This is a genomic window from Gelidibacter salicanalis (assembly GCF_007997285.1).
GTDB classification, from domain to species: domain Bacteria; phylum Bacteroidota; class Bacteroidia; order Flavobacteriales; family Flavobacteriaceae; genus Gelidibacter; species Gelidibacter salicanalis.
Genome location: NZ_VORX01000007.1, coordinates 146,405 through 158,537 on the forward strand (window position 1 = coordinate 146,405; position 12,133 = coordinate 158,537).

At 37.8% G+C, this 12,133-nt stretch carries 8 protein-coding genes; 5 read left to right on the forward strand and 3 right to left on the reverse strand.

What is annotated here, in order from left to right:
- The first annotated feature begins 61 nt into the window (after positions 1-61).
- From ES711_RS13890 to ES711_RS13900, 3 genes are all read left to right on the forward strand, one after another.
- Positions 62-811, forward strand: coding sequence for a DeoR/GlpR family DNA-binding transcription regulator (locus tag ES711_RS13890; protein WP_146893901.1), 750 nt, complete (start codon positions 62-64; stop codon positions 809-811).
- Between the two features lie 289 nt (positions 812-1,100).
- Positions 1,101-1,904: an SDR family oxidoreductase gene (locus ES711_RS13895; protein WP_146893902.1), complete on the forward strand. Its 804-nt coding sequence runs from the start codon at positions 1,101-1,103 to the stop codon at positions 1,902-1,904.
- Between the two features lie 367 nt (positions 1,905-2,271).
- The gene (locus ES711_RS13900; protein ID WP_146893903.1) at positions 2,272-2,730 is read left to right on the forward strand and encodes a COG2426 family protein; all 459 of its coding nucleotides are present in this window, start codon (positions 2,272-2,274) and stop codon (positions 2,728-2,730) included.
- 77 nt (positions 2,731-2,807) lie between these two features.
- Here the strand turns inward: ES711_RS13900 and ES711_RS13905 are convergent, their stop codons facing one another.
- The 3 genes from ES711_RS13905 to ES711_RS13915 form a co-directional block, all read right to left on the reverse strand.
- Positions 2,808-4,850, reverse strand: coding sequence for a beta-N-acetylhexosaminidase (locus ES711_RS13905; protein ID WP_146893904.1), 2,043 nt, complete (start codon positions 4,848-4,850; stop codon positions 2,808-2,810).
- Between the two features lie 513 nt (positions 4,851-5,363).
- Positions 5,364-6,959, reverse strand: a complete 1,596-nt coding sequence (locus ES711_RS13910) for a RagB/SusD family nutrient uptake outer membrane protein (RefSeq protein WP_146893905.1) — start codon at positions 6,957-6,959, stop codon at positions 5,364-5,366.
- 6 nt (positions 6,960-6,965) lie between these two features.
- The gene (locus ES711_RS13915) at positions 6,966-10,058 is read right to left on the reverse strand and encodes a SusC/RagA family TonB-linked outer membrane protein (RefSeq protein WP_146893906.1); all 3,093 of its coding nucleotides are present in this window, start codon (positions 10,056-10,058) and stop codon (positions 6,966-6,968) included.
- 279 nt (positions 10,059-10,337) lie between these two features.
- On the opposite strand from ES711_RS13915, the gene ES711_RS13920 reads away from it, so the two are divergent.
- Together ES711_RS13920 and ES711_RS13925 are read left to right on the forward strand one after the other, a co-directional pair.
- Complete coding sequence (locus ES711_RS13920; protein ID WP_146893907.1) at positions 10,338-11,330, forward strand: sensor histidine kinase; 993 nt, start codon at positions 10,338-10,340, stop codon at positions 11,328-11,330.
- Between the two features lie 56 nt (positions 11,331-11,386).
- Entirely contained in the window at positions 11,387-12,121 is a 735-nt protein-coding gene (locus ES711_RS13925; RefSeq protein ID WP_317129876.1) for a LytR/AlgR family response regulator transcription factor, read from the forward strand.
- The last annotated feature ends 12 nt before the right edge of the window (positions 12,122-12,133 follow it).

The window sequence follows — 12,133 nt, forward strand, 5'->3', positions numbered from 1 at the left end:
TGCATACATTTTTTAAAATGATCGCATTGAGTTTCGCACTAGTCTTAAAGTGAAAAATAATATGAAGAAAAAAGAGCGCCAACAAAAAATAGTTGATGAAGTCAGCATCAATAGAAAAGTCAGTTCCACGTATTTGTCTGAAAAATTAGACGTATCTGAAGACACCATTAGGCGGGATATTAAAGAGTTACACGATCAAGGTTTATTGGCAAAGGTACACGGTGGCGCGATTTCAACCGTTCAGAAACTTTATCATTATAATGAAGATGTCATTTACAATAGGGAAAGTAAAGTTAGAATTGCTCTAAAAGCCATCAAACTGCTCGAGGATGGGATGGTGATTATCATGAGCGGCGGTACTACCAATTTAATATTGGCCAAATTGCTGCCTAAAAAATTGAAAGCAACGGTGTACACCTATAGCCTACCTATTGCCATGCAGCTTACGGAACACCCTTTGATTGAGACTATTTTTATTGGCGGAAAAATTCAAAGAAACTCGATGGTGACCACCGGGATTGATGTGATTCAATATCTCTCCAACGTCAGAGCAAATATCTGTTTTATAGGGGTAAGTGCCCTATGTTTAGAACAGGGTGTGACGGATGAAGGTTATGAAGTTGCCATGATCAAGAAGGCAATGATCAATGCCGCTCAGAAAACGGTATTTCTCGTCACCCCTAATAAATTCAATGCCATCCTAAATTATGATGTGTCGCCCATAAACAATATTGGCACTGTAGTTACTGATTTAGATTCTGAAAATCCATTGTTTAAAACCTATACAAAAGCAGGATTAAGGTTACTGTAGACTGCTATTGATATTTTTATTTTTGTAATTTAGGACCGTAAGGAGCGGCATTTCTTATGAATCCAATTTCCACAGGATCTATTTTAGCGCTCATCTACTTGCAAATCTTCAATAGTTTTTTCCTTAGGGCAGCCCTTAATGATTATCCGAACGTGCTGTGAAATCATTTTAAAAGTTAGAGAACTTATAGGATTACCCCTATATTTAGAGCAGGAGACAACAGAAACATTAGGCTATAATTATGAGGATCTCTACGCCCTAACTTTTAAATAACAGATCAATAGAAAACATGCAGTTACAAAATAAAACAGTTTTAATAACCGGGGGTGCTTCCGGCATAGGTAAAATAATGGGACGACTAATGCTTGAGCGTCAAGCCAAAGTCATTATTTGGGATATCAATCAAGCCAGTATTGATGCTACTATTGCCGAGTTTTCCACTCTTGGCGACATTGTGGGTTATCACGTTGATGTTTCCGATCCTAAACAAATTAAAGCAACAGCCCTAAAACTAAAACATGATTTTCGCGGTGTAGACGTCCTGATCAATAATGCAGGAATCATTGTAGGCAAATATTTTCATGAGCATTCCACTGAAGATATTATCAAGACGATGGACATAAATGCTAACGCTCCCATGCTCATTACAGCCGAATTTTTAAACGACATGTTGCAACGCAACTCTGGTCATATTTGCAATATTGCCTCTTCTGGAGGCCTTATTTCTAACCCTAAAATGTCTGTATATGCTGCAAGTAAGTGGTCGCTAATCGGATGGTCAGATAGTTTGCGATTGGAAATGCGGAAGCTGAAAAAGGACATCCATGTGACTACCGTTATGCCTTATTATATCAATACTGGCATGTTTGACGGTGTGCAATCTAAAATTCCGATCCTAGAACCGGAGGCAGCGTCTTTAACCATTGTAAAAGCTATTGAGCAAAACAAAAAAATGATCACTATTCCCGGATATATTTACCGACTGACCCGCTTCGGTCAAGCCATCATGTCTATTAATGTCTTCGATTGGTTTACCGGCAGCATTATGGGCATTTACAGCACCATGGAACATTTTACGGGTCGGAAAAAATAAGGGGTTTTCAGCATTTTATAAAATTTTCGGTGAAAAATAGCCGTTGCGTAGCCACTTATGCACTTAAGAAGGTAACATCATGATGTTTTAAGGTTAATAGTGATCTCTTATGCTCGTTTATAATACCTCCGCCGATTATCATCTAACGCGGAAAAATGTTCATCTCCTCCTTACCATTACCATTTCAAAATAATACTTCACCTGTCCCTACCTTTTAAAGATTCTCAGATTAAAAATCTGAGTACAAATAGCCTTTACCTGATTAACCGCCACTAACTCTTGTAGCACTTTTTAGCTAAACTTTAATACATCCGCGTTAACAAACACTCTTAAAATAGATTAATTTTGCCGATCAAATTACAAAAAGATGATTTCTGATTTATTCATTGCGGTGCTTTGGAGCATTTCCCCTTTGGGAGAGGCTAAAGTAGGTATTCCCTATGCCCTGTTGAATGGTGTCAATATTTATATAGCTTTTTTGTTCTGCTTTTTGGCGAACGTATTGGTATTTCCGATCATGATGTTTTTTCTGAAAGTGATTAATATTTACTTTTTTAAATATTACTATTATAAAAAAGCGGCGATTTTTGTTGCCCGACGTGCTAAAATTGGCGCAGGCGATAATGTCAGAAAATACGGTTTTTGGGGATTGATTGTTTTTGTCTTGATTCCGCTTCCAGGCACGGGGGTTTACGCCGGCACTATCGCGGGGTATCTTTTTGGATTGGAACGCAAACGCGCTTTTTTAGCCAATACCATCGGGATTTTCATTTCTTGCGCTATAGTATGGACCACTACGCTATTGGCTATGAAGGGGTTTAACTAACACGTATAAAATTGATGTCGCAATACGCCCACAATTACCTACTGTAGGCTTATAACTGAGTTCACTACTCCTTCTTTTTAATACCTGTTTTCAACAAATCTGCTTAATTTTATTAGAGCTTCCACAATGACGATCTCAACATCTGCGATTGGTTGATTCAAAACATCTAAATTCTTTTTAATTGTTTCCAATTCCACTTTTGAGAAGGTTTTTGCTTCGAGCGCTTTAGACAATAAACCAGCGATTTCAGATAAATTTTCTGACATTTCGTACAATGGCGAAATCTTCGGGTTTTTTGACAAGGTTTTAAAGCCCTCGTGATTTGTTGCCCATTTATTTAAATACATTAAAACGTTTTTGTCAGTAGTTCCATTGGAATTTGAAATGTAGCTATCAACTGCTTTGTTAAAGGGTTCTGCATCTTCCGCGTCCACCACACAAGCATCCGCAAACAAGGTGAACGACGAATAAGTTTTATATTCAATACCGTCTTTATTTCTTGAATATACTTTTAAAGGCTCACAAATTTTTGACAAGGTAATCAATGCTGAGATGTCCTGATTATTGGTCATGCTCCTCAAGATAACATCTCTGTTCTTAATGTGCGTCAATCCCAATTCTTCTAAGGTAAATGAGACCTGTTGGAGTCTTTTTTTCATATTTGCCACATCAGTAATTTCGGGTTGCGACCAAAAGCGTTCGGCAATGGCGGCAGTTCTGGGCCAAATTCTAGAATCGATGGTCATCGGGGTAACCAATTCACTCCACATGGTGGCCTCACCTCCTAAAATTCGACGACGCTCTGCATCCGTTAAGGTGACCTCACCTATAGGATCTACTAAATAGTGACTCTCCACCGATTGCAGTCTGTCAATATAAAACCCATTTGAAAGCACCGTTTGATAGCCTTTTTTCGCTGCATCAATTAAACTCCCTCCTTGTCCTAATCCTTCATTGGCACCACGCCAGGAATGGATAACTGTAGTGGTAGGCATATTTGGAGTCATAATTTCATCCCAACCCATCATCTTTTTGTCTAAATTATTCAGGATTTTTTCAACCTTGATATTAAAATATGTTTGTAGCTCGTGATTGGTTTTTAAATGATGTTTATTTTTAAATGCTTGTATATCCTGATTTTCATCCCAATGTTTCCCTTCATTTTCATCGCCTCCAATGTGGAAATAAACATCTGGAAATAACGGAACCATTTCTGAAAATAAGTTTTGTAAAAACTCGTAGGTGATAGCTTTAGTGGGATTTAAGGTAGGATCAAAAACACCAGAATATCGCTCTATTGCATACTCATAGCCATCCTTACTGCCCAATTCTGGGTAAGCGGTTAAAATTGCTGAGGCATGCCCGGGCACATCAAATTCTGGAATGACACGGATGCCCAATGCGTCTGCGTAGGCTACGACATCTTTGATTTGCTCTTGGGTATAATATAAACCATCCGAAGCCAATTCATGAAGTTTTGGATACACTTTAGATTCGACTCGAAACCCTTGATCATCAGTTAAATGCCAGTGAAAAACATTCAGTTTCACTGCAGCCATAGCTTCTAAGTTCCGCTTTAACACCCCAACTGGCTGAAAATGTCTTGCTACATCAATCATCAGCCCTCTCCAAACAAATCGTGGTGCATCAGTGATTTTTATTCCAGGAAAGTAATAGGAATCTGCCGTGTTTTGGGTTAGTTGTAATAAGGTTTGTAAGCCGTTCATAGCGCCCACATCTGTGTTAGAACTAATAGTCACCAAATCATCAGTAACTTCTAAAGTATAAGATTCATCCGTTTCAACACCTAGGGTTGCTACCTTATTAAATGCAATTTGAATGTTTGCCGACTTACCTGGCAAGGGAAACCCTTCTTCTAAAAATACGCCGGTTCTCATACTCAGACGTCTTAAAAAGTTAGTCGCTGCCATGTGCACCCGTCCGTGAGTTTCAGAAGTAATTGAAATGGTCATCGTGCTATCAATATGAAAACGTCCAGGTTGCTCTGACAGTTCCTTTGGCCAAGGCATTACATTTAGATTTGAAGTGACCTGATTTTGACCAATTGCATTACCGAGGGTAAAGCCAAAAATTGAAAGTATAATTATAAATTTGTTCATGTAAGTAAGAGTTTAGGAAAGCAGCATGTCAATGACGCTTCTGGCATTCTATAATATTGTACGGATTACTACTTTGGATATAGGCAACAGCATGCCTATATGAATAGAATTATTAAGATTTAATAGTTAATACATTGGCCTGCTTGATTTTTTAAATTCTCGTTGCATTGATTTCTAGATAAAACAAATTATCGATGTACACATCCTTACAAGACAAGAGACCTTAAGAAATTCTTGAATTGACAGATTGTTTCTAATGTTATTTCTGAAATTATTAAGGTAATTTTAATTTTTAGGATGGCCATTTGTAAGTACGCTGTAAGCACGTCTTAATCGTTTTCCAGATAACTATCGAAACTAGAAGCGCTGAAGTGCGAATTCCCTATCGAACAACAATGCCTACGTATAAAAACTTTGAAGGGCAACTGCTTTACCTTACTGAAGTTTGCAAAAAACAAACGGGAAACCTGAATTTCCCGCTTGCCAGAATAACGTTAAACTAAAGTATGTAAATTAAAAATTTTCTGCTCCCGTATCCCACCATAATCGTGTGCCACCAGTATCAGGGCCATTAAGATAACCCACTGCAGTTGACACATTGGCGCCGTTGGTATTCTTTTCATTATCAACAAAATTGATACGACGTATTTGAATGTTAGTGTCAATAGTACCACCACTATTATTTACTACCACTGGGAAAATTTTTGGATAGCCTGTACGTCTGAATTCACTCCAAGCTTCCTGACCGTCAGGAAACATGGCAATCCATTTTTGAGTGATAATCTGCTCCAGCTTTTCTTCATTGGTGCCTGACTCTTTAAAAGCTATGGTCACATTACTTGGGTAAGCATAGTTGTTTTTACTATTAAGAGCGTCCACAAAATCATTAGGCGTGCTAGTTTTATCAGCCAAATAAGCATCAACACCTCCCACACCAAATTGTGCGAACGACGCTTTAACTCCATTTTCGTAATTAGACTTTGCATCTCCCGCTCCAGCCCAATTACGCAATGCAGCTTCAGCTTTCAGAAAATGAATTTCAGCGGCAGTCATCCAAATTTTTGAAGGTCCTTCCACTACTTTACCAACACTGGAATGACTTCCGTATTGCGATTTAGATTCTATTTCTACTCCCTGACGGATACCTTTATAGGCGCCCAATGCCGGATTTGATGGTTCGTTAAAAAACACATCAATTCTACCATCATTGAAACCCTCTAAAATTGACTCCATTTCAGCACTCATGGATATATCACCCCAAACTGTGCTAATCGTTAAAATAGGATGCACAAAGCCGCCCATATCTACAGTCATGTTTTGAGCATCAAGCAAGCCGGCGTTGCTGGCCAAGGCTTTTTCACCTTCTAACCGTGCCATAGCTGGATCTACTTTTGAAACCCTAATCGCCAATCGCAATCTTAACGAATTGGCAAATGTGCGCCATTTAGCAATATCACCCCCAAAGCTGGATTGGTCAAAAGCTACAAACTGCGGATCCCCAATAAAAGGCTCTAATCCGTTGATGGCGCTATCTAAGTCCGCAAAAAATGCGGTATACGCTTCTTGTTGGGAATCGTATTGCCCTGTGGTGGCGTAGTCATTATATTTTGAATAGCGGATTGGTCCAAACACATCAGAAACCCGATGCATGGCCATCACGCGAATGATATTTGCCAGGTGCACAAATTTTCGTCCGTTTTCATCTCCTGACAATTCTACTTGCTGAAAGATTTCCCGAGCGTAAGGCATGACCCCGTTCCCATCATTGGCATCATAAGCATCTGACCAAATAAAGCCGTTCCAGCCGTTTACCAAGCTATAGGTTTGATTGTTGATGTTTCCTGCAAACGGCGTCGCTGAGGCCATGTACCCTGAAAATACGTCAGCATTTAAGTTTTGTTGCAATTGGTAATTCCACGCCGGTTCCGCTCTGATAATGTTTGAAAATAGCGGGGCAAAACGAGAGCCAATATGGTTATTTTGTTGTTCAAGACTTTCTTGTGAAATGCCATAGGGATTGGTGTTGATGGCTTCAAAATTGTCCGTACAATTTGTTAAACTCACAGCCGCAAAAGAGGCTAATGCATATTTGATTATAGATGTTTTCATTTTTTCTTAAAAATTTACATTAATGTTAAACCCTATGCTTCTTGTAGAAGGTTGGTTATAGATATCTACGCCTTGTAAGCCCAAACCTGTACTGGCCGCGACATTAGGATCAAATGGTGCATCTTTATAAAAGAAGAATAAATTATTGGCAATTAATGACAGATTCAGATTGTCGATAAATTTGCTTTTAATATCCATTTTGTAACCGATAGACAATTCTCTTAAACTTACGTTGGTGGCATCATAAACATATTCGCCCAACATACCATCACGCCCGCCTACAGCATTATAAAACTCCTTAGCGCTTAGTTGGGATGCCGTTCCTGAAGCATTAACCACGTCAATCATTCCGCCGTTAGTGTTTCTGGCATCTGCAGTGTTTTGTGACACTCCGTATTTATCGTTTACAGCTTCTGTAACGCTCACTACATCACCACCAAATTTTCCATCAACAAGGACGTTTAAAGTCACTTTTCCAAAGGTTAATGTATTGTTCCAGCCTAAAGTGAAATCTGGCTGTGCGTGCGCAACAGTTTCAAAACCGGTAGACTCTAAAGTTCCTGATTCATTGATAACCGGGGTGCCATTCTCATTTCTAACCAAGCTTCTGGCTTTGATGCTTCCAAAATCTTCTCCTTCAATCAATGAAAACTCGTAGCCATTGACTCCTCTTGGGGTGATAATAGCTTCTCCGTCCTGTAATGATGGGTGAACTGCAACCACCTTGTTTTTATTTTGGGCAAAATTAAAGGCCGTATTCCAAGTTACATTATCAGTTAAGACTGGTTTTGCGTGTAACACGAGCTCAATCCCTTTATTAGAAATTTCTCCCGCATTCACTATGTTTTGTGAATAGCCATTTGGATTTGGCTCAGCCTGAATATAGAAAATCTGATTGACGGTTTTAGTATCATAATACGTCAGATCTATTCCTAAACGATTACCGAAGAAACGCCATTCAGTTCCTATCTCAAAAGATTTTTGACGTTCTGGCTCTAAGGTTTCGCCTTCAATTGGTGCAAATGGAGCAGTTCCAATCCCTGTGTTTGTATTGTTAATTCCGTTAAGCGGCATGGTTGCATACACAGGAATATCTTTCCCTACTTCAGCATAGGACGCTCTTATCTTGGCGAACGAAATGCTTTCTGGCATGTCCCACATTTCTGATAAAATTGTTGTGAGGCCGATAGACGGATAAAAGAACGATTGAGAATTGGTATTGACCAAAGTGGAAGACCAGTCCGTACGTCCCGTAAGATCTAAAAATATTCTGTTTTTATAGCCAAAATTTACTGATCCGAACAAAGCTTGAACCTCTCTATTGGCAATAGATTGACGAATATTATTAGTGGTTTCAAAATTTGCAATGTTAAATATGTTCGGATAAATTAATCCGTCACCATCCCTACCAGAATCTAAAAAGGTTTGATCTCCCAATTTGTATTTGGTTAAACTCGTCCCCAAAATTCCGGTAAATGCCCAATCTTCAGAAAAGTCTTTAGTGTAGTTAGCAATCAAATCGACGTATTGTTGGGTGTTTTCTGTTTTTTCTAAAGTATAGCGCCCATTATTGCCAGAATTTACAGGATCTGTTCCGGCAAATTGTCGTTTATCAAAAGTAAAAAATGATTTATCAAAACTTCCTCTCGATTGTAAAGAAAACGATTCAGTAATTTGATAATTTAAGGAGACATTGGCATACGCACGTTGCACGACATCTTTACTCGGACTGCGGTAAATTAACCAATATGGATTTTGTTCAATATTTTCAGAGAATCCTGATGCTTCGTACTGATCCATTTGGTTGAGAACCGGGTTAAAATACTCAAACTGATTTTTATAAATACCTCTATCAATTCCTACGGGATGTAAGTATAACCCAGTAAGCGGGTTGGAATATAAACCATTGGTTGGACGGTTCCAAATGCGTTGATCAGAAAGGTTGACACTTGCAGAAACGTCAATCTTATCTTTTAAAAATTTAGCGGTTTGTCTTAAAGTAATGTTGTTGCGGGTTAATCTATTTTCAGGAATAACTCCCTCTCCTATAGTATTGGCATAGGATAAATAGGTTTGTGCTTTCTGAGTTCCTGTGGTTAAAGACATGGAATTGATTGACGTATATCCGGTGTTAAAAAAATCTTTAGGATTATTACTTAAACCGTTTGTTATAGCACCCCAAGAATAAGGATCTATCACATTACCATTCTCAGCAATTGCTTCACCAACGGAGCTGCTTTGGTATTCCGATTGTAATTTTGGCAGGGACATGACATTATCTACCGTAAAGCTAGAATTGTAATTGACTGTCAACACGCCATCTTTACCTCTTTTAGTAGTTATTAAGATAACACCATTGGCGCCTTGACTTCCGTATAAGGCTGATGCGGATGCTCCTTTTAATACTGTCATACTTTCAATATCGTCAGGATTGATCAAGGACAGAATATCCCCGCCATCGCGATTTCCGGTTTGACTTCCAAAAATATCGGTTCCTGGCTCGTTTCCGTTAGAGCCATTCCCATTATTCAACATCGGAATCCCGTCGATAACATATAACGGATCATTATTGGTGGTAGATGAATTACCACGAAGCACTACTTTAGCTGCGCCTCCCAATCCTGAAGAACTTTTAGTAATGGTCACCCCTGCCGATTTTCCAGATAAACTGTTAATAGGGTTGGTTTGTTTTACTCTGGTCAGTTCATCACCACCCACTTCTTGGGCTGAATAGGTTAAGGCTTTCTTTTCCTTTTTTATTCCTAACGCGGTGATGACAACTTCACTGAGCTGCTCGGCATCTTCAGCCATTTGCACGTTAACTACGGAAGCCTGACCTACGGTCATTTCAGTAGTACTCATCCCAATATAAGAAAAGTGTAACACATCACCTACGGATGCCATTAAGGTAAACTCACCGTCAAAATTGGTTTGTGTCCCAATTGAAGTCCCTTTAATTGTCACATTAACCCCTGGAAGCGGAATCCCTTCTGCCTTGGAAGTTACTGTTCCTTTAATTTCCTTTTCTTGCGCAAAAAGCATTTGTGCAGAACATAATAAAAAAGAAAACAAGAAAAATGATCGTAAATGTTGTTTCATAATTTGATTATTTCGTTTTTTTAATTAAGCCAATCTATTTATTATAAAGAGATATTAAAAAAAATTTATCTGAACGACATGATTTTACACACAGACGACAGATAAAAGCCGATAAGGTTTTCGTACAAATAAACATTTGGTAAATTAATTGTTAATTAATGAATATATCATTAAAATTGCGAGATAATAACACGGTTTTTTTAAAAATTCCATCTAAATCATAAGATCATCTCATTATTCAATAAAAAAATAGGCGACACCATTCCTATCCAATATCATGTGTTATTTTGGCTAGGTTACTTCCTCTTCAACGTGGTACGATGGGGTAGTTATTTTGGTGATTATTGGTATTCTTTAAAATCAAATCTGGTTGAATTCCCGCTGCATATCATCATTGTGTACATTAACATTTTCTATTTGATCCCTAAGTTTATCCTTCGGAAAAGATACGGCATCTACATCGCGTCCTTAGCTGTTATGCTCGCTGTAGTCTATTTGGTAAGAACAGGTTTAAATTATGTTTTGGTTACTAAAAATATTTGGCCAGAGGCTGGAGATACGGGCCAGTTTATGGAACTTAATCACATTGTAGCGGTCAGTTTAGGAGAGTTGTACGTGATTGGTTTTGTAACCGCAATCAAATTAGTGATTGATTGGTCTGTAGAAAAAAGAAGAAACGAAGATTTGGCCCAACTGCAAATGAGTACCGAGCTTAAATATTTGCGCACCCAAATTCAGCCGCATTTTTTCTTTAACACGCTGAATAATTTATACGCACTCACCTTGTGCAAATCCGATAATGCTCCACGCTTGGTCATCAAATTGTCCGATATGATGCAATATATTCTGTACGAAGTTAAAAGTTCTAAAGCCAGTTTATTGGAAGAGATCACCCACATCAACAATTTTATAGATATTGAACGCCTAAGATTTGAAGATCGCGTAGAAGCTGAAATGGATATTACTGGTAATATTGAAGATGTTGATGTGCCCCCTCTACTCTTACTGTCATTTGCTGAAAATTGTTTTAAACACGGGATGAAGGATAATGACAAATTAAAAATCAGTATGAGTTTTAATGTAAGCACCAAAGGCTATTTAGAAGTTATTTTTATTAATAACTTTAATCCGGAGGCAACTAAAAACATAAGTAGCGGTATCGGTTTAGAAAATGCGAAACGACGTTTAAAACTATTATTTTCCAATAATTTTATATTAGAATCTAAAGTTGATGGAAAACTATATCACCTATTTTTAAAAATCCCAATTTAAAATTTTAACACGGTATAAAGTATCGTACTTGAGAGCCCCCATCAAATACTAAAAAAATGAAAGATCAAATGAAAATTAAATGCATTATCATAGATGACGAAGCTCTAGCAATCTCAGTAATTGAAAATCATTTAAAGGATTTTGATTATATTGAGATCGTAGAGACGTTTACCAATCCGTTAAACGCCTATCGCATTTTAGAAAAAGAAAAAATTGATCTCATTTTTTTAGACATTAACATGCCCCAACTTACTGGATTTGCATTCATTGAAAATCTCAATTACAGACCTTTAATCGTTATTACTACGGCGTATCGTGAATATGCCGTAAAAAGTTTTGAACTGAATATTTTAGACTATTTGGTAAAACCCATTCCGTTTGATCGGTTTTTAAAAACCATAAATAAAGTGTACCAACACGTGTATCAAAACACCTCTAAAGTTGATGCCAATTTACAGCAAGAACCTCATATTTTTTTAAGAGTTAATAAAAAGCTGATCAAAACCAACCTTAATGACATCCTCTACATTGAAAGTTTGAAGGACTATATTAAAGTTATTACTGTTTTAGGAGATTATGTGGTTCATAAGTCCCTGACGGCCATCACTGAAGAGTTGCCACAATTTAATTTTATGCGCATTCATCGATCGTATACAGTTTCAATTAATAAAATAAATGCTCTTGAGGGCAACAACGTAGAAATATCTAATAGAAAAATACCTATAGGACGTAATTATTCCAAGCAAGCAAAAGAGCGCATCTTTAATATTAATGACGAAGATGAAGATTAAATCTTAAGCCGT

What these genes read in the sequence shown, in the direction of transcription:
- ES711_RS13910 (WP_146893905.1), bottom strand. Translation starts at nt 6,959, where the DNA reads ATGAAAACATCTATAATCAAATATGCATTAGCCTCTTTTGCGGCTGTG.
- ES711_RS13895 (WP_146893902.1), top strand. Translation starts at nt 1,101, where the DNA reads ATGCAGTTACAAAATAAAACAGTTTTAATAACCGGGGGTGCTTCCGGC.
- ES711_RS13905 (WP_146893904.1), bottom strand. Translation starts at nt 4,850, where the DNA reads ATGAACAAATTTATAATTATACTTTCAATTTTTGGCTTTACCCTCGGT.
- ES711_RS13925 (WP_317129876.1), top strand. Translation starts at nt 11,387, where the DNA reads ATGAAAGATCAAATGAAAATTAAATGCATTATCATAGATGACGAAGCT.
- ES711_RS13900 (WP_146893903.1), top strand. Translation starts at nt 2,272, where the DNA reads ATGATTTCTGATTTATTCATTGCGGTGCTTTGGAGCATTTCCCCTTTG.
- ES711_RS13915 (WP_146893906.1), bottom strand. Translation starts at nt 10,058, where the DNA reads ATGAAACAACATTTACGATCATTTTTCTTGTTTTCTTTTTTATTATGT.
- ES711_RS13890 (WP_146893901.1), top strand. Translation starts at nt 62, where the DNA reads ATGAAGAAAAAAGAGCGCCAACAAAAAATAGTTGATGAAGTCAGCATC.